Source organism: Paenibacillus sp. Z6-24, from assembly GCF_054161335.1.
Window position 1 is genome coordinate 3,551,608 of sequence record NZ_CP096398.1, and the last position, 23,168, is coordinate 3,574,775.

At 51.1% G+C, this 23,168-nt stretch carries 19 protein-coding genes, 1 pseudogene and 1 riboswitch; of the genes and pseudogenes, 4 read left to right on the forward strand and 16 right to left on the reverse strand.

Going from position 1 to position 23,168, the window contains the following annotated elements; all coding sequences use genetic code 11:
* Positions 1-187 precede the first annotated feature (187 nt).
* Both M1D61_RS15395 and M1D61_RS15400 read right to left on the reverse strand, forming a co-directional pair.
* Entirely contained in the window at positions 188-1,021 is an 834-nt protein-coding gene (locus tag M1D61_RS15395) for a PRD domain-containing protein (protein WP_458119545.1), read from the reverse strand.
* A complete protein-coding gene (locus M1D61_RS15400) occupies positions 993-2,558 on the reverse strand; it encodes a PTS transporter subunit EIIC (protein WP_458119546.1) in 1,566 nt (521 codons plus the stop codon). Before M1D61_RS15400 ends, M1D61_RS15395 begins: the two co-directional genes overlap by 29 nt.
* 352 nt (positions 2,559-2,910) lie before the next feature.
* Between M1D61_RS15400 and mntA the strand changes: the two are divergent.
* The 3 genes and pseudogenes from mntA to M1D61_RS15415 form a co-directional block, all read left to right on the forward strand.
* Positions 2,911-3,216: pseudogene (gene mntA / locus M1D61_RS15405) on the forward strand (type VII toxin-antitoxin system MntA family adenylyltransferase antitoxin); the annotation flags it as partial.
* A 99-nt stretch (positions 3,217-3,315) separates the two neighbouring features.
* Positions 3,316-3,723 carry a type VII toxin-antitoxin system HepT family RNase toxin gene (gene hepT / locus M1D61_RS15410; RefSeq protein ID WP_458122524.1) on the forward strand — a complete coding sequence of 136 codons (408 nt, stop codon included), beginning with the start codon at positions 3,316-3,318 and terminating at the stop codon, positions 3,721-3,723.
* 137 nt (positions 3,724-3,860) lie between these two features.
* Positions 3,861-4,370, forward strand: a complete 510-nt coding sequence (locus M1D61_RS15415; RefSeq protein WP_458119547.1) for a hypothetical protein — start codon at positions 3,861-3,863, stop codon at positions 4,368-4,370.
* Between the two features lie 39 nt (positions 4,371-4,409).
* Here the strand turns inward: M1D61_RS15415 and M1D61_RS15420 are convergent, their stop codons facing one another.
* The 13 genes from M1D61_RS15420 to M1D61_RS15480 all read right to left on the reverse strand — a co-directional run bounded on the left by M1D61_RS15420 (position 4,410) and on the right by M1D61_RS15480 (position 19,795).
* Positions 4,410-5,075, reverse strand: coding sequence for a hypothetical protein (locus M1D61_RS15420; protein ID WP_458119548.1), 666 nt, complete (start codon positions 5,073-5,075; stop codon positions 4,410-4,412).
* A 19-nt stretch (positions 5,076-5,094) separates the two neighbouring features.
* Entirely contained in the window at positions 5,095-6,156 is a 1,062-nt protein-coding gene (locus M1D61_RS15425) for a Kiwa anti-phage protein KwaB-like domain-containing protein (protein WP_458119549.1), read from the reverse strand.
* A 225-nt stretch (positions 6,157-6,381) separates the two neighbouring features.
* Positions 6,382-7,362: a hypothetical protein gene (locus tag M1D61_RS15430; RefSeq protein ID WP_458119550.1), complete on the reverse strand. Its 981-nt coding sequence runs from the start codon at positions 7,360-7,362 to the stop codon at positions 6,382-6,384.
* Positions 7,363-7,384: 22 nt separating this feature from the next.
* Positions 7,385-7,903 carry an RNA polymerase sigma factor gene (locus M1D61_RS15435; RefSeq protein ID WP_458119551.1) on the reverse strand — a complete coding sequence of 173 codons (519 nt, stop codon included), beginning with the start codon at positions 7,901-7,903 and terminating at the stop codon, positions 7,385-7,387.
* Between the two features lie 347 nt (positions 7,904-8,250).
* Positions 8,251-8,880, reverse strand: coding sequence for a copper amine oxidase N-terminal domain-containing protein (locus M1D61_RS15440; RefSeq protein ID WP_458119552.1), 630 nt, complete (start codon positions 8,878-8,880; stop codon positions 8,251-8,253).
* Between the two features lie 197 nt (positions 8,881-9,077).
* The gene (locus M1D61_RS15445) at positions 9,078-10,904 is read right to left on the reverse strand and encodes a glycoside hydrolase family 2 protein (protein ID WP_458119553.1); all 1,827 of its coding nucleotides are present in this window, start codon (positions 10,902-10,904) and stop codon (positions 9,078-9,080) included.
* Between the two features lie 214 nt (positions 10,905-11,118).
* Complete coding sequence (locus tag M1D61_RS15450; RefSeq protein ID WP_458119554.1) at positions 11,119-11,352, reverse strand: hypothetical protein; 234 nt, start codon at positions 11,350-11,352, stop codon at positions 11,119-11,121.
* A gap of 166 nt (positions 11,353-11,518) precedes the next feature.
* Positions 11,519-12,337, reverse strand: a complete 819-nt coding sequence (locus M1D61_RS15455) for a carbohydrate ABC transporter permease (protein ID WP_458119555.1) — start codon at positions 12,335-12,337, stop codon at positions 11,519-11,521.
* A 15-nt stretch (positions 12,338-12,352) separates the two neighbouring features.
* On the reverse strand, positions 12,353-13,276 hold the full coding sequence (locus M1D61_RS15460) for a carbohydrate ABC transporter permease (protein ID WP_458119556.1): 924 nt from the start codon (positions 13,274-13,276) through the stop codon (positions 12,353-12,355).
* Between the two features lie 148 nt (positions 13,277-13,424).
* Complete coding sequence (locus tag M1D61_RS15465; RefSeq protein WP_458119557.1) at positions 13,425-14,717, reverse strand: ABC transporter substrate-binding protein; 1,293 nt, start codon at positions 14,715-14,717, stop codon at positions 13,425-13,427.
* Positions 14,718-14,938: 221 nt separating this feature from the next.
* Positions 14,939-16,543 carry a response regulator gene (locus tag M1D61_RS15470; protein ID WP_458119558.1) on the reverse strand — a complete coding sequence of 535 codons (1,605 nt, stop codon included), beginning with the start codon at positions 16,541-16,543 and terminating at the stop codon, positions 14,939-14,941.
* 102 nt (positions 16,544-16,645) lie between these two features.
* Positions 16,646-18,439, reverse strand: a complete 1,794-nt coding sequence (locus tag M1D61_RS15475; protein WP_458119559.1) for a cache domain-containing sensor histidine kinase — start codon at positions 18,437-18,439, stop codon at positions 16,646-16,648.
* 3 nt (positions 18,440-18,442) lie between these two features.
* On the reverse strand, positions 18,443-19,795 hold the full coding sequence (locus M1D61_RS15480) for an extracellular solute-binding protein (protein ID WP_458119560.1): 1,353 nt from the start codon (positions 19,793-19,795) through the stop codon (positions 18,443-18,445).
* A 297-nt stretch (positions 19,796-20,092) separates the two neighbouring features.
* Between M1D61_RS15480 and M1D61_RS15485 the strand changes: the two genes are divergently transcribed.
* Positions 20,093-21,487 carry a family 43 glycosylhydrolase gene (locus tag M1D61_RS15485; protein ID WP_458119561.1) on the forward strand — a complete coding sequence of 465 codons (1,395 nt, stop codon included), beginning with the start codon at positions 20,093-20,095 and terminating at the stop codon, positions 21,485-21,487.
* A 143-nt stretch (positions 21,488-21,630) separates the two neighbouring features.
* Here the strand turns inward: M1D61_RS15485 and M1D61_RS15490 are convergent, their stop codons facing one another.
* Positions 21,631-22,611, reverse strand: a complete 981-nt coding sequence (locus tag M1D61_RS15490) for a DMT family transporter (RefSeq protein ID WP_458119562.1) — start codon at positions 22,609-22,611, stop codon at positions 21,631-21,633.
* Positions 22,612-22,749: 138 nt separating this feature from the next.
* A riboswitch (FMN riboswitch) is annotated at positions 22,750-22,902 on the reverse strand.
* Positions 22,903-23,168 lie beyond the last annotated feature (266 nt).

The window sequence follows — 23,168 nt, forward strand, 5'->3', positions numbered from 1 at the left end:
TTTACATTTTTGTAATCAAGGCTGGTCGCCAGCTACTATTTATCCATATTATGGTTGAAACCAGGACAATGCACTGCACTATTCGCACGGGTCAATAGACCTGTGTCTTTCGCTTTTCACCTTCTAATATCAGATAAAATCATCCAATGACGCTGATAAAAGGTATCTCTCATCCGATCCGGTTGGGTTAGCGGGTGATATGACCCAGTCTCTCCAGCAGACGATTCACTTCAATAGCGATCAATACACGCTGACTCTCTGTAAATGTATAGCCGTATTCCTCATCAATCTGCTCGGACATCTCCTCCACCTGCTCGTAGACAGTACCATACCGCTCGATCGCAATCCGGATAATCTCGGGGTCCAGATCCTGCTGATGTTCCTGCAGGATACTTTTCAACTGGCTCATCAATCGTTCATAGGCAGCTGACTTACGGTCAAGTGGCTGATTCACGATATACTCGATCTCTTCCACAATATCCTTCATGATCGCCGCCATGCCTGCTGCCGTCGCCTGCGCACCGGCGTTCATACGGGCCGTATGAATATGCATCGCGATATAGCCGACTTCATCTTCGGGGATATCAACCTGCAGGCGGCGGGAGATCAGCTCCCTCGCATGCAGGCCAATCCGGAATTCTGCCGGATACAGCAGCCGGATCTCTTCCAGCAGGGTATTGTGAATGACCATACCGCTGCGCAGCCGCTCCAATGCAAAGGACAGATGGTCGGTGAGCGCAATATGAATATGCTCGTTAAAGGTAACCTGCAGTTCATGCTCGGCATGGGAAATAATACTTTCGGAGACGGCAATCTCCTCTTCAGGCAGCTTCTGCAGCATTTCCTGCAGATAACCATAGCGCTCCTGATCTTCCAGAATAAATACTTTCTCGATCCGCTGGGTGTCCACGATATCGTTTTTCCCTTTTTCAAAAGAGATACCGCCGCCCATTACGATCTTTTCCTGGCCGTGATCATCGACGACCACGGCATTATTGTTGAGAATCTTTTTGATTTTCATAAGGTCCTCCTGTGACTTTACGAATGAAGTGTGAAATATTGTACCGAAAAGCCGGTTTCTCTACGCCCAGCAGCAGAGCAGCCACACAGGCTGTCCCTGCGGCCAGCAGAAAACCGATCATATAATGAACAAAGTTGGCTTCGCCAAAAGGAATAATATACGCCAGCATCGGAATACCGGTCAGCCCAAAAGAATTGGCCACGACGTGGTGGAAGCCTACATAGGCGCCGCCTACCGCTCCCCCGATCGCCGCTCCGAGGAAAGGCCGACCCAGCTTGAGATTAACGCCCAGCGCAATCGGTTCGGTAATCCCGAGAAAAGCCGTGATCGAACCGGATAGGGCTATCTTGCGCAGCTCACTGCTGCGGGTGACCAGGTAGACGGCCAGTCCTGCACCACCCTGGGCCATATTGGCCATCGACCAGATCGGCAGCAGGAAGTTCACGCCTACATGCGGATCGGAGATCAATCCGACCTCTATTGCCTGTATCCCCTGATGCAGACCGGTCAATACAATTGTACTGTAGATGCCGCCCAGGATCAGTCCGAAGAATGTTCCTCCATAGATAAACAGGTATTCCAGCAGCTGGCCGACCCACTCGCCAAGCCAGACCGCAGCCGGACCGATCGCGAGAAGCGCCAGCGCACCACCGGCAACCAGGCTGATACCCGGTGCCAGCAGGGTAGCTGCCGATGCTGGTAGTATCCGGCGCAGCCCTTTCTCGATCCAGGACATGACCAGTGCGGCCAGAATAATCGGGATCATCGATCCCTGATAGCTGAACTGCGGATCCGCCGGTGTACCGGCCGTCTGCATTATTGTTCCATAGGAACTGACCAGCAGCGCCAGATCGGGGCGGGACATGGCAATACCAATTACCGCGCCGATTGCCGGAGTACCGCCGAATCTCTTGGCTGCATGATAGCCAAACAGTACACTGATCACCTGAAAAGCGGAGCTGGTCAGCAGCTGCAGCAGTCTAAACCAGACCGCATCCGGTGCCACCGAGCCGGAAGACTGCAACATGCTCACCAGTCCCAGCAGAATCCCTGCTGCGATAAACAGCGGCAGAATGGGCAGCAGAATATCCGAAAAGACAGATGCTGCCTGCATCAGACGACTGGTAACCGGATGTGCCTTCTGCGAACCCGGCGATGCAGGCATTACAGGCGGTTCAGAGATTTCCGATATTGGCTGTACTTCGGCGACTGGCTGTTCCGATAGGTTCTGTTCGTGCTCCTGAAGCAGCCGGGTGATCTGCCGGTGTACTTTGTAGACAAGCTCCGGTCCAACAATAATTTGCAGCTGTCCGGCCTGCCGGTTGATATTTTGCACTTCTTTCAATTGATGAAGCTCAGATTCATGGATGGCATCATGATTTTTTAATTTAAACCGGATACGGGTAGTGCAGTGCATCACTTCGAGCACATTATCGGCACCACCGGACAATTCTACCAGACGCTGGGCGAGCTCCCGGGCCTGATTTCCTTTGTCACGCCTTCTGCCGGAAGAGGCCGGGCTTACTTCATCGGGCAACTCTATTCCTCCTTTATCGGTCTCGATCGAGAATGATAGTCCGAAACGATAATATGGGTTATTATTTGAAAAATACAGCAATTCCGGTATATTCTGAAAATTTCATAGAATTTACAAAGTAACAACTCTGTAGTATAGGACAGATTGCCGCTTCTGACAATGCACGTGAATAGAGAACGGTAGATGGCCGGTATGGGATTCATTTGTGATAAAAGCTGGCTTCATGGTATATTGTCACAGAATATGCAGGTGGCGGATCTACCTTTTGCCGGGCCGAATGACTTCGTACTGCAATGAGATGGATCAGCCTGGCTGCTGCGATAATTAGCCCAACAGCAAAGGAGCAAGCATGATGACCACCGGACTGACAGATGACCAGCAGCAATCGATTGTTGGCTTCCTCCGGCAGCAGTGCGCAGCGGATACCATTATTCTGCTCGGCTCTGCTGCACGCAGCCAGATGCGGCCGGACAGCGATGTGGATATCGCCTATCTGTCCGGGACAGCTCTGTCTGTCTATCAGCGGTTCATGCTCGCTCAGGAACTGGCGGATGAACTGGGACGGGATGTGGATCTGATCGATTTCCGGGAAGCGAGTACGGTGTTCCAACTGCAGATCGCTTCGACCGGCAAAATGATATATGAAGAACAGCCGCTGCCACGGCAGCTGGCCTGGATGAGAGCCTATACGGAATATGCCCTGCTGAACGATCAGCGGCAGCCGGTGATCCAATACTATACATCTGGAGGAATGACTGTGAACCAGGATATTTATTTGAATAAAAGCGCCACCATCCGGCGCTGTATCCAGCGTATTCATGAGGAGTATGCAGGAAACGCGGAGAATCTGTATAACTTTACCCGGCAGGATTCGATTATTCTGAACCTGCAGCGTGCCTGTGAAGCCTGTCTGGATCTGGCGATGCACATTATCGCAGAACAGCAGCTGGGCGTACCCCAGAGCAGCCGGGATGCCTTTGACCTGCTGCATCGCAGCGGCTGGATCGACCGGGAGCTGAATCGCAATCTCAAGGCAATGGTCGGATTCCGCAATATTGCGATGCATGATTATCAGGCGGTTCAGGTGGAGATTCTGGAAGAGATGATTGAGCATCAGCTGCCTGACTTTGAGCGGTATCTGGAGCAGGTGGGGCAGAAAGCCTGATTATGCACGTCAAGTCAGGCATGGTGCAGTGATGACAGGTAGACGACCTTCGTTCTGTGCGTATGGCATTATGTGGTTGGAACGAATGTATGTAACTTTTTTCCATTTGTATCGTCTATTGCTTTGAGGTGATAGAAATGAGAAAAAGAGAGGTTTTGTTTTCTTCAACTATAGGAGTCCTTCTTATTTTATCGTTACTTGCTTTACCTCGGTTTCTGGCCCCCTCTCCTGTTCCTCTTGATCTGAATACCAAAAGCAAAATGCCCCCTGCACCCATGATTGCATTCGGCAAGACAGCAATTCCATGGGTACAGGCCAGCTATTGCTGGAGAGGATGTGGTGAGTACATAGTTGGCAAACAAATGATGAATGAAAAAAAGCCGACTATAGTACCTGCTGGTGCCCGCATCCAGGCAGATTATAATTATGATCCCGCTCCAACAGTCATTGTTCTTGAGCAGCTTGGTGAAGATAGTCGGCAGATGAATCAAAAGAAGCCGGTATTGGTCCCTCTGCAAAATGGCAAATTCACTGCTCCATCGACCAAAGGAACCTATTATTATTTACTTGGTGCATACTGGATACAAGAAAACACCCAGTACTCACTTGGCGACACATCTGCTGTATTCGCCATTGAGGTACGTTGACTATGCCGATCTAAACCTAAAACTAAAAAGAGCAGGAGACTATACGTCTTCCTGCTCTTTTTCAGACGGTTGGATCATGTAGACATTACTGACCAGCACCTGGGCGCGGTATTTGACATCCAGATTCATGTCTTTCTCGCGGACGATCAGCACGGCGCTGCGGCGTACATCCGGATTGATCTCTTCCTCATCCCGGGTCCGGTTGGAGATGATTCCCTGATACACCTGCCTCCCGGATACGAAGAACAGCGGGCAGGTCGCGATGCTGTCTGTCTTTACATACACCGTAATAATGAAAATAACGATAAACATCGACACTGTCAGATTGACCACCGAGGAGTAGTCGACAACAATCTGCGGCAGCAGCAAGGTCAGCAGGAAAAAGGTATAGTCATTGACGCTGATCTTCTCATACTGGCGGATCGATACTTCCCGACCGATGGTGCGGGTGGCGAGCCGTTCCTCCAATCCACGCAGCAGCCACCAGATGACCAGTCGGTACAACCCCAGCGAGATGAGCAGGACGGTCACGAGAAAGACCAGTTCCACAATCCACCAGCGGGTGAACATGTCTTCGAGCTTGTCCTTGGTCAGTCCGGCAGGCAGCAGGTCGTTATGGTAAATAAATCCGCTGAACATGACGATCAGGAGCGGTATATACGCGGTGATCCACATCAGTACCTGCTCTCTTTTGGTCCACATCATACGACCCCCTTCTCATCACTCATGCAGTCGGCTCATCTGCCGAATTCTCGTAACTCACAGCCACTCCATATTCTCCGGTCAGGAAAGACTGGACAATCTTATCGGAAAAGAACTGGATCAGCGTCTTGGGCTCCTGATCCTTATGGAACCGGATTTTGCGCTTGTCCAGATCGATAAAGTCATACAGTTCCCACAATGCACGGTACTTTCGCCGATAAGCCTCCGCCCGTTCGGGCTGACGCGGCATTTTGCGCCGGATCAGCCTGAGCTCTTCACACCGGTCTTCAAAATTGCGCTGCAGCACTTCAATTGTCTCCGGCTGAATCTGCGCCAGGGTACGTGAATAGAAGTACTGGCGGCAGCTGTCCTCGAACTCTTCCCGGTTAGATTCCTCTCCATCAAAGAAAGGCAGCGCCGTGATCCGCTCCAGATTTTCATCCCGCAGCTCGTTAATATGATCCTGATAATCAAAAGCATACTCGAACGGACGCAGGTTGGATATAAAAATCGTATCTTCAACGATAAAAAAGTCGATCGGACCACCGATCTCCAGCAGCTCACTGTCCGCAAACTGCAACTCTCCGGAGTTTTTGAAAGCGAATTTCTTTTTACCGATACTACGCTTGGGCTTGCGATAGAAGCAGCAGTATATGTTCTCGTCTTCCAGCTGGATCTGAATCATCTGGAAATGAGTGCTGGAATCTTCCAGCCCGCTATCCGGGTGCTCCAGCGCAAAGATCAGCCCTTCCTTGCGTTCAGCCACCGTTCCTTCGGAAGAATCCAGCTCCAGCATCGCCAGCGTATCATTTTTCTGAACTTCAAAATTATAATCGCTTACCATAAATTCGCTCTCCTCCCGGCTGTTTTCCTGCCGAAATGAACGGAAAGCGTATACAACTTGCTTTTTTAGCCAGTTTTGCACATCAGCCGATATGGCACTTTCCCGGGCACGATAGTAGTGATCTGCCTCTTTTTGCTTGCGTACGGTAAAAAAGGACAGACCCATCTGCTCCAGTGCTTCGGCGGTCGTCTCCATGGCAGCCAGGCGGTATACCGGATGATCCGGTGCGTTAATATTCATGTGTTCACCATTCCTTTGAATGAGTTGGTTGCCGGGTATGCCGTGTGAACATTGAGTTTGTAGTCAGCCCATGATTTGCTCCGAAAAGGGATAGCTGGGCTACTTATATTTTACCAAAATAACCCTATAATTTCCTTTTTTAATCAAAATAATTTTTGGGTAACAGGGAAAAGCCCGGATGCTGTAGGAGCATGTAATCCGGGCTTTTGGAGAGATTTTATTTGGTTAGAACGGTGGAACTTTGATCGTAAAGTCTATGGACCAATGTCCTTCCATTTTTTGTACAATGCTTCCTTGAACATACGAGAGTCTCACCTGCTCACGCTGCTGGTCTGTCATGGGAGCAAAGCGGAACTCCTGTGTAATTCCATCGGATCTTGCTTCCATTCCTCGCAGATCCGGTTTAATTTCTTTCCATTTTACGGTTACATAACTGGCCTCATCCATCGTACCGCTCTGCAGTTTGATCATGTTATTATCGGGTGTATTAGGCAACATGGTGTATTTAAAAATCAGCTTCCGATTAGAATCGGACCAGTCCCACTTTTTCACTTGAATACGCAGCGGCGGCTCGACCGGCAAGGTATATTTGTTGCCTGATTTCACTTTTCCTTCTATGGGGAATTCATCCTTACGGATCAGATAAAGGTCTCTTAACTGCAGGCGAAAATGATGTTCTCCGGGCTGCAGGCTATCCAGTGGGACACTTGCCGAAGCTTTAAGTCCCTTGTCTGCCGAGAACTCGTTGGCGATAATACTGGACTTTTTGCCGCTGTCCAGATTAGTAAGTATGCTTTTGTTGAAATTGGCATAGTCAAAATCCGATCTTTGGATTCCGCTCAAATTAAAATTCAGGTGAATATAGCCCATGTCATTTTTCGTCTTCTCTACTGCTGCGGTATCAATGGTATACTGGACTCCTCCATCTTCCGCTTGTTCCCCAATCTGCTGTACAACAGGCACTGACGACAATCCTGTATCTGTATCCGAATACATTTCATTCATTTGAACCGTGGCAAAGCCCATCCCCACTGCACCAATCAGTCCAAGCGCTGCTATTTTCCATCTACGTCCGTAATATGGCGCGGTCTTTTCCTGCGGATTCCAGCCGGACTGTCTTCTTTTCGTTTCCAATTCAATTTTTTGCCAGATGGATTCATAATCCGGGGGATGGTCATGGAGCTTTTCCATTTGATTTCGGATCATGGAATGGTCCTTCTCCCTCTCCTCAGGTCGCATGTATATCACTTCCTTTTTCCAGCTTTAGGTTAATTAGCTTTTTTGACTTGGCTATTGCCCGGCTTAATCTGGATTTGACGGTTCCAGTAGGTATTTTTAGAACATCGGCGATTTCGGTATGACTTAACTCGCCTATATAATGCAGCAGCAGCACCTGTCTTAATTTATCAGGCAGATGTTCCAGCAGCACCGCAAATTCGCCAGCCGTCTCCTGTTGTTCATATTTTTTCTCCACTGAAGTACTGGATCGCAGCGGCCAGTTCAGCCAGAAAGCTCTGCTCTCTTTATCCCTGCCTTTGCTGCGGCGGCGAAGCATCGAATAACATTCATTCGCTGCGATGCGCATCAGCCAAGCTTTTTCGTTTGTTATTTCACTTCGTTTGGCCAGCAGTGCTTTGACAAACACTTCCTGGCACAAATCTTCTGCATCTGCCCTGCTCGCTGTCATATACAGGCAGTAGCGGTATACATGTTCTTTATACTGTTCAAACAGTTGACGATCGTCCAACGTATCCCCTTCCCTCTCTTTATATACTGAGCTCATCTGTTAGGACGAATAACGGAAACAAACCGTTCCTTTTTCACTCTTTTTCTACCAATTATGTAAATATGTACTTTATTTATGCGATTTATTCAGAATAGCTGATGGCTTCCACATTTTTGGAGCTGAATTGAGCTGGCTCAATCATTTAATAATTACAATAAAAATAAAGCCTGAAGATCCACCGATAGATAACGGTTGTCAGGATATTCAGGCTTGTATCTACTATGTTCCTGGGTATCTTGTCAAATCGACGGATGTGTTCGGTTGTCTGAACTGTAAGCTGCTCACACTTTCGTCTGTGCATCCGGTACTTAATCCGTACGCTGCTCTCCCGGCATAACAAAAGAGAGTTTTCCACCCGCATCTGTCATGTCCCCACCTACCTCATATTCGTATCCCGTCTGGTTGTAACCTCCATTGGCATGCACAATTCCGGTGATGGACGTACTGCTGTCACCAAGATAACTATGCATATTGTACAAATAATCTGTATTTTTCACAGGTACACTTCCCCATTTATCCTTCAATTTAAAGTTCAGAAAATCTTTTAATACATCGGAGGAATTTTGAGGAAGATGAGCCTGCCATGTAATGACAGGGATATACGTACGTCCCTTGATCTGCTGAACCGGTACAGTAAGCTCCGAGGTTGGATCGTTACCTCTATTTACGCGATATCTGGCTTTGCCAATTGTAAAAGTATATACTTCTCCCCACTTTTTCAGAGTAACCTTGTGATGCGCCGAGTCTACAACAAGGGTAGCATCAATCGCTCTGGCAAGATCGCGGATCGGTATCAGTGTTCTTCCCTGACGGGTTTGTACATCTGACCCTTTTATCGTCTGCTGATCGGGCGTGGTAATGCTAACGGGTGACGCGTATGTAGGTGTGGAGCTGAGCAGCAGTCCTGCTGCAATGGAGGCAGCGATAAGATTTTTCAATCTTATCCCTTCTTTGTTATAAATTCGCTTTCGGTAGTGTATACTCTGCCGGGAGAATAAAAGTTGCGCAGATTCATTTTACCGGTATCCATGCTCCCGCAATCGTTCGTCATCGCTCTACCTTGCCGAACCGAAAAGGTAAAAGACCTGCAGCCACCTGATCATACAGGTGCTGCAGGTCTTTCCATTTCCCGGTATTATTGTTCGATGGGCTTATTCATCACAATCGCCCGGATCTGTTCCAGCGGGACCTTCGGTTCACGATCATAGGTCAGCAGACCATTGATCTCCTGCTCCACATCGGTCAGCTGGGTGTAGCAGAATCCCTGCACAATCGGTGACAGATGCATCGGACGGATCACTGCCTGCAGCCGGCTGAGATAATCCTCATCATTATCCGCGCCGGAGTAACCCCAGCCTTCCCATTCGCTCTTCTTGTAGGCAATACCGCCAAATTCGGTCACCAGCACAGGCTGTCCCTTATACCCGGCACCGCCCACGAAGATGCGGCGGCTGCCCGGCATGGCATTTACGGCTGTATTTACATCCCCATACCGCTCGGTCAGTACCTCTTCGCGCCATTCATAATCATGGATCGCGACCAGATCGGTGTCCATCATCTCCCAGCCGTCATTATAAATGACCGGACGAGTCGGATCGAGGGAACGGGTCAGATGATACAGCGTTAGTCCATGCTGCTGCTGACGCTGATCGACCTGCACATTCGGAATGCCCCAGCTCTCATTCATCGGCACCCACACGATAATGGACGGATGATTGTAATCCCGCTCGATAATTTCCTGCCATTCGTGGAGGAAGCGGCGGACGTACTGCTCGGAATAGCTGTAAGCATTCGCCGCCTCGCCCCAGACGAGCAGACCTTTGCGATCACACCAGTACAGGAAGCGCGGGTCCTCCATCTTCTGATGCTTGCGCACGCCGTTGAATCCCATCGCCTGGGTCAGCTCGATATCCCGCAGCAGCGCCTCGTCGGTTGGCGCCGTCAGGATACCATCTGGGAAATATCCCTGATCCAGTACGAGACGCAGGAAATACGGACGATTGTTCAGATTCAGCTTGCCATTCTCGATCGAGATCTTGCGCATGCCAAAATAACTGTCCACCCGGTCCACCATGACCTGATCCCGCAGCAGCTCCAGACGAATATCGTACAGATTCGGCGATTCGGGCGTCCACCAGCGTCCCAATCCATGATCGTTAAAATCATTCAGTCCGATCGAGCGGATCTGCTCGGGATGAGTCACCAGGAACTCATCCTGCGTCACCGTCTCCCCTGCAAAAGATACCGTTAGACGCGCAGTGAGGGAAGTGCCGGCAGCAATCATCTGCTGCAGCGAAGCTTCCGGGTAAAACAGGCGGATGCCGATCTCATTGCGGTCGATATTCGGCGTGAACTTTACCTGATGCAAATGACACTCCTCCACCGGCTCCAGCCATACCGTCTGCCAGATCCCGGTTGTCCGGGTGTAGAAAATGCTGGCAGAGTCTTCTTTCCAGTACTGCTTGCCTCTCGGCAGGGTAACGTCCTTGCTGTAATCCTCCACTCGCACGACCACTTCATTGTGCGCGTCCAGCAGATCGGTAATATCCGCCTGAAAAGGCGTATGTCCGCCTTCATGCGATACTGCCCATTTCCCGTTGACCCACACGGTCGCCTTGTAATCGACAGCACCAAAATGCAGCAGCACTCTTTTCCCCATCCAGTCTGTAGGAATATCCAGCTGTCTGCGGTACCATACCAGATCATGAAAACCGGTCTCTCCGATCCCGCTCAGCTCACTCTGAAACGTAAACGGCACCTGAATCTCCCGATCAAACGCTCCCTGACCGGACATATACCAGCGCTCCCGATCTCCTCTGCGCTGATCATCAAACGCAAATTCCCAGGCTCCGTTCAGATTGAGCCACTGCTCGCGCACCAGCTGCGGCCTTGGATACTCCGGCCTCGGCATGGCAGGTGCAGAGTGGTTATTTCCAGTGGATTGTTCGGCAGATACGTTCATTACATACAGCCTCCTTATAAATTGGATAGTTGGTAGTCTCTTGCTGAATCTCTTGCTGAGTTCATCTGCTGCGGAAAGAGATTCTGCCATTCCCTCCGGTTAACAATGGAGATCCTGAACAACCGCTTGCAGCGGTCGATCTCCATTGTTAAAGGTCGGTCATCGGCAGAATTCTCTTTCCTCCGCTCCGAATATGGATGGACTACATCGTTATTTACAGACAAAACCTTTTTAGATTTGTGCAGTCATATGGAGAAATACAGATACTTTTCACTTTGTATGCAAATATTGAAGCTATGCAAAATATTGAAGCTCCAACAGCAGCCCGCTTACCTGTACCTTTTGACAAACGCAGACCATCTCCTTTATCCTCTGCATCTGTAGATTCCAGACCACTATCTAATCCCTTTTCCACCTTCGCAAAAGCAAAATACAGACCAGCCTTCATTTCTTTCTCCAAACCTGCAAGATCCAGACAATCTCATATTGCCTCCCCTCATATCTGCGAGGATGCAGACGATCCCGAACTTCTAAACAGCGGCAGCGGCTCACCAAAATAGCACAACCGCCGCCGCCCAAATAAGCTCCAAGTCTGCACCCCCGCACGCCCCCTGTTACATTTCTTTGCCGCCTGTAAAAGCGATCCCCTTGATGATCTGCTTCTGGAACAGCAGGAATATGAGCAGCACCGGAATGGCAGCCAGTGCATTGGCTGTCATTGGCAGTGCATACTGCTGCACATAGGAGCTCTGGAACATCGGCAGACCGAGCGTAATGGTCATGAATGCCTTGTCCGAGATCGAGATCAGCGGCCATACATAATCATTCCATGCCCCGATAAAAGTAAAAATGCCGAGTGCGGCCAGAGCCGGACGGGACAGCGGCAGGAAGATGCGGTACCAGATTTTGAAGAAACCGGCGCCATCGATACGGGCGGCTTCTTCCAGATCCTTGGGCAGTCCGTCGAAAAACTGCTTCATAATAAAGATCCCCATCGGTCCGGCAACAGCCGGCAGAATCAGCGAAGTACGTGTACCGAGCAGACCGATGTCTCTCATGAACAGGTACAGCGGAATCAGCGTCGCTTCCGCCGGGATCATCATCGCAGACAGGAATAGGAAAAACAGTACTTTACTGCCCGGAAAGCGAATCCGTGAGAATGCATAGGCAGCCATGGAAGACAGCAGCAGCACGAGTGCGGTCGTAACGACCGAGACGATCAGACTGTTGCCCATCCAGCCAAAGATGGGTGCCTGACTAAGCACCTTGGCATAGTTGGTAAACGAAAAATGAAATCCATCACCAAAGATCGGCTGACCTTCGGGTGTAAATGACAGCAGCAGCATCCATACAATCGGGATCAGGAAAAAGATTGCCAGCAGTACAGCTACAATCCGGCTCACATACATATATGCCCGGTCCATTGTTGTCATCTGCCTGTTCCCTCCTTATGATTCAAATTTGCGCAGCACCAGTGTCTGCAGTACAGAGATGACCAGAATGACAATCATCAGCACAAAGGCAATCGCTGATGCATAACCCATCTGGAATGTCTGGAATCCGTTTTCATAAATGGAAAACACGACGGTTTTGGTCGCGCCTGCCGGTCCGCCGCCGGTGATCAGTTTGGATTGCCCGAATATTTTGAAGGAAGCAATCGTCTGCAGCACCACGACCAGAATAGTAATACGCGATAATGACGGGAACGTAATATGCCAGAAGGTCTGCCAGCGGTTCGCCCCTTCGATCTGTCCAGCTTCATAAAAGGACGCCGGAATATCCTGCAGTCCCGCCAGAAACAGTACAAATACAAAACCGACTGTCCACCAGATTGTAGACATAATAATCGAAGCCCAGGCCAGCAGCGGCTCGGACAGCCAGAATATTTCACTGTTGATCAGGCCGAGTGTACGCAGAATCTGGTTGAACAATCCGCTGTACGGCTGAAGGAAAATCACCCATATGCTGGAAATAACGGAGACGGACAATACATACGGCATAAATACCGCAGCCCGAAAAAAAGCCTGTCCCCGCCGGATACCATGGATCAGCACAGCCAGCAGCAGCCCAATCCCGCAAATCAGCGGTACACTGACAACAGTGAACAGCACCGTGTGCAGCAGATTATTGCGAAACTCTTCATCCTGAAGCAGGGTCGTATAGTTGAGGAAGCCGATAAACTCCTTGTCTCCCAGCAGCGACCAGTCGTAAAAGCTGACCCGCAGCCCGTACAGGATCGGGAACAACGAGAACAGCAGAAAAAATATCGTATACGGCAGTACCATCATCACACCGGTTACCCAGCCCTGACGGGCCAGTCCTCTGCTGCCCCTCGTTATGCTTTTTTTATGTGCAATGGATTTGACAGCCATTATAATTCCCCTTTCTGTTGTCGTTCATCCGGTGCAGCCATGACATGACAAGTCAGGGCCAATCCGATTTATGTGCCAGGGAGACGGCTGCACAGGCGGAGAGAGCGGAATCGGCGACTGCCTTTTCCGCTCCATGCCTTTTGCATCCTTACTGACCTGTCGTTTTATCGATCACGGCATTGGATTTTTCCAGCGTGGTCGCCGGGTCCTGTTTGCCTGCCATCATTTTCTCGAATTCCTTGATTACATTATCGTTGACCTGACCCTGCTTCTCGTTACGAGGCCAGTATTTGACGAAATCAGCGGACTTCGCATAGTCACTGCGGTATGGCAGATCCTTGAATTCCTGCGAATCGAGCACTTTGGTTACGCTCGGAATATGACCGGCTTTGGCCCACATGTCTCCATGCTGGGCGAGCCAGTTGGCGAAAGTCAGTGCAGCCTGCTGCTTGGCAGGGTCTTCCTTGCTATGCTTCGGCAGTGCCAGAGTATGGGAATCGCCCCATGTTGCCGGCTGATCGTAGATTTGCGGCATCGGCACGACGCCAAAGTCCAGACCTTTGATATTCTCAAATGCACCGGTACTCCATACACCGGTAATGACTATTGCGGCTTTCTGATCCTGGAACAGTTTGACGGCATCATTGACATTGGGTGGAATCAGATTGGACGTATACAGGCTGTTCACGTATTCCAATGCTTCCAGCGCCTGCGGGTTATTCAGCTCAGCCTTGCCATTGGCATCGTAGAACTTGCCTCCACCGGTCAGCTGGTTGTAGAAGCCCCAGAACATCCAGTAGGCGTCAATCCGTACACTTGGCTGGGCGAGCGGTGCCACGTCTGCCGGAACGGCATTTTTGATTTTGGTCAGAAACTCGGTGAATCCTTCCGGAGACTGTTCAAATACAGGCTTGCCGTCCTTGAGTACACCGGCCTGCTCCAGATATTTCTTGTTGTAATACATAACGATCGCATGCGTATCGAGTGGAATCGAATAATGCTGGTTATCATAAATGGTTGATTCCAGAATCGTCGGGTTAAATTCATCCCAGTTGACGCCGGCAGATGAAGCCAGATCGTCCAGCGGTGTCACATAGCCGGATGGCACAAACTGCGGCATCCGGGAGGAGTGCATTACAGCCAGATCAGGAGCCTGATCCGACGCCAAGGAAGTCTGCAGCTTGGTATAATAATCTTCCGAGCGGTTGCTCAGCTGTTCGACCTGAATCTCTTTATTTTCCTGATTGAACCTGTCAATCATGGCCGTCATGAACTCACCATCGCCACCGCTGAATGGTGTCCAGAACGTAATCTTTGTTTTGCCGGCGGTCTCTCCGCCCTCTGCGCTCTGCGAAGGCTGACTGCCTCCTGCACAGGCGGATAATACCAGCATAATCGCCAGCAGCAGCATGCCGGTCGATATGAATTTATTTCTTCTCATTACAAGACCTCCCTGTATATTTTAAGATGGGTGATGCGCCGCCCTCTAATTGCTAGCGCTTACATTACCTATCTTAAAATACAGGGAGTTCCTGAACCATGACGCTTTTTTCGATAGTATGGACATATATTTGGGTATGTTCCTTCAGGGCAGCAGATCCATACATCCGCTGTTCTGAAGAAACAATATAGCGCGCCGCATCTCTGTCCAGCTACAGCTCGTTATACCGGATTCGACAGACTGCGCCTGTGCTCGCGGTACTGCTTGGGTGTCATCTGTGTCTCCGCTTTGAATACACGGTTAAAATGCCGGATATTCACAAAGCCCGTCTCGACGGCAATTCCGGATATTTTTTCATCCGTATGCACCAGTCTGCGGATCGCTTCGCGAATTCGTATTTCCGTCAGTACCTCGATAAAGGATTTGCCCAGCCGGGCTTTGAACAGGCTGCTTAAATAAGAGGCATTCAGATAGACCTTTTCAGCCATCAGGCCCAGTGTAATCGGCTCGGCATAGTGCTCCTCCATATACTGCACCACCTGATCCACCGCATGGGTCACATGACCTTCCCGGTGCCGGATCAGCTCATACAGCGCCTGCAGCTGACTGCTGCAGTAATCCGCCAGCTCCTGCCGGTCATTGATCATCCATACTTCCTGCAGCGTCTGTCCGATGTCCCGGCCCTGCAGCCAGCTGTCCACAATACCGTAGTCGAGTGCAATCTCGTAACATTCCATCATGATCCGGCTGACCTGCTGCTGTACGATCTGGGGCTGACTGATCTGGCGGCAGAGCCGATCGATAAATTCCTGTACCTGCCGGTTCAGTTGACCGCCATCCGCCTGGGACAGCAGCTGCTCCAGAAAATGTCTATCCGCTGCAGGCAGACGTACCGGATGATCCGACTGCCCGGCTATCGGCTGGGAGGGATAGATCAGCACCCGATCTCCTCCGGTCGTCAGGCGGTACAGCAGCGCCACCTCCGCTTCCCGATAGGAACGGGGGACAGACTCCAGATCGACCGCACCCCGCCCGATACCGACCGTAATGGTCAGCTGGGACATCCGCTTGATCGTACGGACCAGCTGACCGGCCTGCTGACGGATGCGGACTTCGGCATCTTCATCGTGCTCGGTCTGGATCAATGTTACAACCCGCTGCTGTTCCATAAAGGTATAACCGTGCCAGTCGGTCAGAATGACCTCGCGTACAAACTGCTGAATATACAGCAGGAACAGCTCCGGGTCGGTCTGATGATACCGTTGTTCGGCAACAGAGCTACGGTCCAGCTGGGCGATTAGACAGTATACCTTTTTCCCGTCAAAGGATAATCCGGCTTCTTCCAGCAGTTCTGCCGCATCATAGGCGATTCGTCCGTGTACGATACCGGACAGCAGCTGCTGCCTCATCAGCTGTTCGGACGGCCTGCTGATCGGGCGGACCGCTTCACGGGTATCCAGCTCCCCCTCGATCCGGTTCAGCGCCGCGTACAGTTCATCCTTTTGCACCGGCTTCAATAAATAATCACGGGCTCCACTGCGAATGGAGCTGCGCGCATATTCGAAATCATTATATCCGCTGAGCACCACACAGCGGATATCCGGATATTGCTCGGCTACCGCTGCCTGCAGCTGTATACCGTCCATGCGAGGCATTCGAATATCGGTAATGACCAGATCAGGTCTCTGCTCCCGGATCATCTCCAGCGCCTCCATGCCATCCCTCGCTTCGCCGCATACTTCCCAGTTTAGATCGAACCCCTGAATCAGATGGCGAAGTCCTTTACGGAAAATCATCTCGTCGTCCACGACCAGCACTTTATGCATGTTTTGTACCCCTTTCTTTCTTTGATGATCATGTCCTCGTGTATGGAATTAGGATGGAATTATTTTGTTCGATTTTGGTTTGATTATGATTCGAAACTGATTTCATGCCTGTCTGGCATCCGGTATCTGCAGGGCAGCAGGCACAATAATACTCACTTGCAGACCGCCTTCCTCCAGATTATGCAGACGCAGGCCATAGGCCTGTCCGTATTTGAGTACGATGCGGCGATGCACATTGACCAGTCCATGCCCGCCGGGCCCTTCGGGGAGCACTCCTTTGTTCATTTTGTCATTCTGCTCGGCAAGCTCATGCTCTTCCATGCCCGGTCCGTTGTCCTGTACCATCATCTTGACACTGCCCGCTTCCTGGCATACACGGATCACAATGTGCACATCTCCGCGCCCGCGCTCCAGTCCATGCACGATCGCATTTTCCACTACCGGCTGCAGGGCCAGACGGATCATAGGACAGTTCAGCCACTGTTCGGGGGCATCCACTTCATAGGACAGCCGCTCTCCATAGCGGATCTGCTGGATCGCCAGATAGCCACGTACATGCTCCAGCTCCTGAGCGATCGTCACGTCGGTATGCTCACCGCCGATGCTGTAGCGCAGCAGGGCGCTCAGATGACCAGTCATCTGTACAATCTCCCGATTGTCCTCCAGCTCGGCATACATGCTGATCGAACCGAGCGTATTATACAGAAAATGCGGATTGATCTGGCTCTGCAGCGAAGCAATCTGTGCATTCTTTTCCCTGATCTCCGTCTCGTACAGCCGGTAGGTCAGACGGCCGAGACGAGAGACCATCATATTAAAAGCCCGGCTCAGATGACCGATCTCGTCCATATTTCGGGCTGGCAGCTCGATATCGAACTGCCCCCGCTCCACCAGCTTCATCGAATCACGCAGCCGGCTGAGCGGACGGGTAATCCGCATCGAGTGAATCACCGACAGCAGCACCGACAGCAGCAGGCAGAGACCGCCCAGCCAGATCATCTGCTGATTGATCCGGCTCGCATCCTGCAGCAGTACGGACAGCGGTACCGCTTGCAGCACTGTCCAGCCGGTTACCGGAGAGGTCTGATAGGTCAGCAGTACAGGCTGGCCGTCATTGTCCAGTGTCAGCGTCCCTTCTCCCCGGTAGCCGGTAAGCACCTGATCCGTCAGTACAAAAGCGTTGCTTCGATAAATGTAGTTCCCCTGCTGATCCACCATCGCAAATGCGGAGGTCTGCGAACTCTCCAGATTGCGAATCCGCTGAATCAGCGCTTCCTCCGGTACATCGATGACCAGCGTACCGAGGGGACGGCCATTTTCCAGACTGCGGATCTGGCGAATAATCGAGAATACTTCATATGTCGAACCATTGTCCGACAGCAGTGCATGCGGTGCGGCAAAGTATCCTTTGCCCGACAGCTTCGTTCCGGTAGGCAGCACACGCTCCTCGTCGGCTGCTTCCGCAAAACGTCCGGGACTGTCCGGCAGCTCCACATAGGAACGGGCATGATCGGATAACAGCGATACCCCGGTCACATCTACCCGTCCATTGACCAGAATCCGCCGGACAAAGCTTTCCAGCAGCAGACGCTGCTCATAGATATCCATCTCCCGGCTGTGCGATCCACTCTGTTCCAGATAATTCAGCAGCTCCGGCGACTGATAGGGTGTCACGGACAGCAGCACCAGCTCATTCATAAAGGCATCCGTATTCGCTGTAAATTCCCGTACCACATCGGCCTGATATCTGCCCACATTCGCCTGAATCGAATTGGAATACCCGATACTGCTGATCCAGGAAGAGATAATGAGCGGGATCGAGATTAGAACCGTGTTCATCAGAATGAGGCGATTGACGAGTCGCATATTTTTCCATCGTTCCAGCCACTTTTTCATCGCTTACTCCTTTAAAATGCCATTGATCAGAGGCTCCAGACGATCCAGCATCTGATCGACCGTCTGCTTGCCGTACCAGAGCTTCTCCAGTTCATTGACCAGGGCATCGTTCACTTCACTCTGCTTGGGATGCTCCGGGAAATACTCCACATCATCCGCCGCTCCGGCATATTCCCGGCGATACGGCAGCGAGAGATAGGACTCCGATGCCGCCTGATCACGCACAGCGGGTACATGTCCCGCCTTGCCCCAGACTGCTCCATGATGGGTCAGCCATTCGGCAAATTTGACCGCTGCGGCGAGACGATGGGGGTCCTGATCGCTATGCACCGGAAAAGCGAGCGTATGCGCATCTCCCCAGGAACCCGGTTTGTCATAAATTTGCGGAAACGGCATCACGCCAAAGTCCAGTCCTTCCACCTGCTCAAAGGAACCTATCGACCATACTCCTAGAAACAGCAGCGCCGCCTTACCCTGGGCAAACTGAATCGTCGCATTGTTGATATCCGGCGGAATCAGCTGCTGATCGTACAGGGAAGCGACCAGCTCCAGCGACTGCCGCGCAGCCGGCATATTCAGCGAAGCCCTGCTGCCATCCGGGGTATACAGCATTCCGCCACCTTCCATCTGCGCATAGAGCGACCACCACAGCCACAGCGAATCGATGCGTACATTGGGCACGGCCAGCGGTGCGACATCCCCCGGCACTTTGCGCTGAATCATCTGCAGAAATTCCATAAATCCCTCCTCTCCCGGCTTGATGATAACCTGACCATCCTTGTATAGTCCCGCCTGCTTCAGCCATTTCTTGTTGTAATACAGTACGCTGAAATGAGTATCCAGCGGAAGGCCGTAATGCCTGCCATCCGATACCGTTCGCTTCAGTATGGCCGGATTAAAATGGTCCCACTGTACTCCGGTCTGCGCGGATACAGCGCTGATATCCGTAATGAATCGGGCTGGAATGTATTGTGCATGCATCGAGGCATGGACCACAGCCACATCCGGTGCTTCCTCGGTTACAATCGCTGTCGACAGCTTGGTGTAATAATCGTCCAGCTTGTTATTTTTCATCGTGACCTGGATATGATCGGTATTCTGCTCGTTATACTGCCGAACCAGCTCCTGCATGAACGAGATATCCCCGCCGCTAAATGGTGTCCAGAAATGAATCTGGATCGTATCATCGGCCTCTCCAGCATTCCCTTTCAGCTCCAGCTGGCTGACCGCGTCCTGCCTGCGGTTGGACTCCAGGGCATACACACTGTAAGCCAGCAGCAGAAGCACAACGCCCGCCACCGCCAGTACCCACAGCTTGCGACCGGGATTTTTGTAATTTTTCCATTGCTGCCGCATAGGCTCCCTCCCTCTACTGCAATATGTGGATTGCTGCCTGATAACACCAGGTGCATTACCGGCCTTCCCCTTACATCATATCTACCTGCTGGCAAGGAAGTATAACCGCTTCCGCTGGCTTTGGGAATCCAGCGGATATGAATCTCCAATGGAATGTCCATCCTTCCAAAATATTGTCCTGTTCCAGGAGGAATGTCTGCTGTAGAGTTCTAAATGTAAGCGTTTTAATAATTAAAGAGAGGGGTCTGTTGAATGAAACCGTATCGACTTATTATTAAAGGGGGATTCCTATTTATTATGGCTGTATTGATACTTAGCAGCAGTTCCGCCGGAATCGCATCCGCTGATAGAGAACATACCAGCAAATCCAGTTCCACCAAGAAATTCTACTCTGTTATTATGCAGGATGGCGCGGATCCATGGATGTACAAGCACACTGACGGATTTTACTATTTTACCAAAACAACCGGCAATAACGTGACCATCTGGAAGTCCTCCACCATCACCGGTGTGGATGCTGCCGAGAAGCATGAGATTACGACCGGTGGACAGAATGTATGGGCACCGGAGATCCATTATCTGAATGGCGCCTGGTACGTGTATTACGCCAAGGATGACGGCGACAATGCCAACCACCGGATGTATGTTATGGAAAATACAGCAGCCGATCCGATGCAGGGTACCTGGACAGACAAAGGCCAGATCACCGATTCGACCAACCGCTGGGGCATTGACGGCACTCCATTCGCAATTGGCGATCAGCTATATTATATCTGGTCCGGCTGGGAAGGCACCGAAAATGTCAGCCAGCATCTGTACATCGCCCGTATGAGTAATCCATGGACGATCAGCTCGGAACGGGTAGAGATTGCCAGGCCCACATACGACTGGGAGACCAATCATCAGCCCAATGTCAATGAAGGCCCACAGGTGTATATCAAAGGGCGTACGATCAACCTGCTCTACTCGGCCAGCGGCAGCTGGACCAATGATTATTCCCTCGGTCTCATCACAGCCGATACCCGCAAGGATCTGATGAATCCCGCTTCCTGGATCAAACAGGAAAAGCCCGTATTCACTTCCGCGAACGGCATCTATGGACCGGGACACGCTTCCCTCACCACTTCCCCGGATGGCCGTGAAGACTGGATAATCTATCACGCCGCCAAATTCGACGGCTCCGGCTGGAACCGGGAGATCCGTGCACAGGAATTCGACTGGAACAGAGACGGCACTCTTGATCTGGACGATCCTGCAGCCGCCAACCGCCAGGTCAGCCTGCCTTCCGGTGAACCGAAGCATACTCGCTATGAAGCGGAGAATGCTGTCTTCGGCGGCGGTGCGTATGCTTCTTCCAGTGAAAATGGCTCTAAAGGCTTCAAAGCCGGACATATCGATCTTCCGGACAGCTACGCCGAATACACGATCAAAATTCCGGCAGACGGTAAATATATTCTCTCTGCCCGTACCGCCAACGGTACGACAGGAATGGACTGGTCCACACTGATGCTGTCCGTGGATGGCGCTGCACCGACGCCTTTTTATATTACCAATAAAGGCTGGGAAAACTGGGGACTCTCCACCCAGCTGCTGGAACTGGATCGCGGCAAGCATACGATCCGCTTCTCCAAAGGAGACGGCTACGGCGAGATCGATTTCTTTGATATCGTACCGGTCGACAGCCGCAAATAAGCGATCTGTGTAACAAAAAAAGCTCCTGGCCATCCACTATCCGTTATGCGGATCAGTGAATAGGCAGGAGCTTTTTGCATGGTGATCACAATTATTCGTACTTCATCTAAAAATCAGAGTATTCGTATGGGGCAGCTTTCCAATCAAGAAGCCATAGGCACGGAATTTTTCGCTTCCGAAGGCTGCTGCTGTCTGGAGATGACGAACAGTACACCCCAGATGAGCAGGAATCCGAGCAGCTGGGACCAGGTGACAAGCTGCTGATAGACGATCCAGTTGATCAATACACCCACCATCGGGAAGCTCAGCTCGGCCAGTGTAGCGACCGAAGCTTTAGTGGTGGACAGCCCTTTGTAATACATGAGCAGACTGAGCAGACCGGGCAGCAGCGCCTGACCAAGCAGATTAACGACGACCAGTGTCACCGGAATCGCACCGGCCGGCAGGCTCCAGGCAGCATTTTCGTTCAGCGTCATGAACAGCAGCAGCGGGATCGCCAGAATGAACCGCAGCGAAGTAACGGTTTCGTATTTCATTTTACCGACCATCAGACGTCCCATAACGGTGGAACCGCCCCATAGTGCAGCCGCGCCCAATGCCAGCAAGGAACCGACCTGGGCAAAGTCACCCATATGGCCAATCGGGATCGTAAAGCCGAAGGTAAGCAGATACGTACCGCCCAGCGCCAGCACGAACAGCCAGCCAAATCCTCGCGGCAGCATTTCCTTGAGCAGCAGACGGGCCAATACGATGGCAAAGATCGGCTGCAGCTTTTGCAGCAGCAGTACGGCGTTGAGATCCCCATGTGCCAGTCCCATCGTGAACAGAACCGTCGCCAGCGCCGAGCCGCCCCATGACAGGAACAGCAGTGCACCGACATGCTGCCATTTCAGGCCGCGCAGCTCATGTCGATTGATCCACAGGATGGGTGCGGCGAACAGCAGCGCCACCAGATGCTCCAGCAGCACGATCTGGGTAGATGTAAAGGAATCCAGTAAAATAATACGGAACAGGGGATCAATGCCCCACAGGGCTGCTCCAATAAAGACAAGCCAGAACCCGCTTTTAATATGACGTTGTTTGGCAGTTGATGCAGATTGAATACGTGCGTTGGCATTTTCCATAATTCAAACTCCTCGTATGATTAGAATTTGAATAGGAGATCTTAATGCGGAAAGCCCCGATATCGAGAATTCGACAGTCGGGGGCTTGATCAAATAAACGTATGCGGCATGAGTAAATAAACCGGCATAAGCCTATTCATTGATCTTCTCCCATCCGGACTTTACCGTCGGCTCTGGATTTACACCAGATCAGTCAGCTGCTGTGTAACACAGCAGTGAGTCGCGGGCTGCTGCTGACTAAAGTCAGCATTCACCGCCGGTCAGGAATTTCACCTTACCCCGAAGATCTCTATTCGATTAGTAATTATGATTACTCTTATTAACCATGAAAACTCACTTTGAAATTTCCATGAATTATTCTCTCAATATGTCTCATTATAAAGATACTTTTAGTAACTTGCAATAGTTTTTATACAGGTTGTGCAGCTGACAGTTTTTTTCTTTTAATTCCGATCCACAAACTTAGTTATAGTATCGCTTACCCTTTTCATTTTGTAAAGAATCGTTAGGCAATGAGAGAGAGAACACGATGAAGCAAAATAGGATAACCAACAAGA

Excerpts from the sequence above, each read along its gene's own strand:
- M1D61_RS15395 (WP_458119545.1), bottom strand. The coding sequence starts at position 1,021 with ATGAAAATCAAAAAGATTCTCAACAATAATGCCGTGGTCGTCGATGAT.
- M1D61_RS15415 (WP_458119547.1), top strand. The coding sequence starts at position 3,861 with ATGAGAAAAAGAGAGGTTTTGTTTTCTTCAACTATAGGAGTCCTTCTT.
- M1D61_RS15420 (WP_458119548.1), bottom strand. The coding sequence starts at position 5,075 with ATGATGTGGACCAAAAGAGAGCAGGTACTGATGTGGATCACCGCGTAT.
- M1D61_RS15425 (WP_458119549.1), bottom strand. The coding sequence starts at position 6,156 with ATGAATATTAACGCACCGGATCATCCGGTATACCGCCTGGCTGCCATG.
- M1D61_RS15430 (WP_458119550.1), bottom strand. The coding sequence starts at position 7,362 with ATGATCCGAAATCAAATGGAAAAGCTCCATGACCATCCCCCGGATTAT.
- M1D61_RS15445 (WP_458119553.1), bottom strand. The coding sequence starts at position 10,904 with ATGAACGTATCTGCCGAACAATCCACTGGAAATAACCACTCTGCACCT.
- M1D61_RS15450 (WP_458119554.1), bottom strand. The coding sequence starts at position 11,352 with ATGAAGGCTGGTCTGTATTTTGCTTTTGCGAAGGTGGAAAAGGGATTA.
- M1D61_RS15455 (WP_458119555.1), bottom strand. The coding sequence starts at position 12,337 with ATGACAACAATGGACCGGGCATATATGTATGTGAGCCGGATTGTAGCT.
- M1D61_RS15460 (WP_458119556.1), bottom strand. The coding sequence starts at position 13,276 with ATGGCTGTCAAATCCATTGCACATAAAAAAAGCATAACGAGGGGCAGC.
- M1D61_RS15465 (WP_458119557.1), bottom strand. The coding sequence starts at position 14,717 with ATGAGAAGAAATAAATTCATATCGACCGGCATGCTGCTGCTGGCGATT.
- M1D61_RS15470 (WP_458119558.1), bottom strand. The coding sequence starts at position 16,543 with ATGCATAAAGTGCTGGTCGTGGACGACGAGATGATTTTCCGTAAAGGA.
- M1D61_RS15475 (WP_458119559.1), bottom strand. The coding sequence starts at position 18,439 with ATGAAAAAGTGGCTGGAACGATGGAAAAATATGCGACTCGTCAATCGC.
- M1D61_RS15480 (WP_458119560.1), bottom strand. The coding sequence starts at position 19,795 with ATGCGGCAGCAATGGAAAAATTACAAAAATCCCGGTCGCAAGCTGTGG.
- M1D61_RS15485 (WP_458119561.1), top strand. The coding sequence starts at position 20,093 with ATGGCTGTATTGATACTTAGCAGCAGTTCCGCCGGAATCGCATCCGCT.
- M1D61_RS15490 (WP_458119562.1), bottom strand. The coding sequence starts at position 22,611 with ATGGAAAATGCCAACGCACGTATTCAATCTGCATCAACTGCCAAACAA.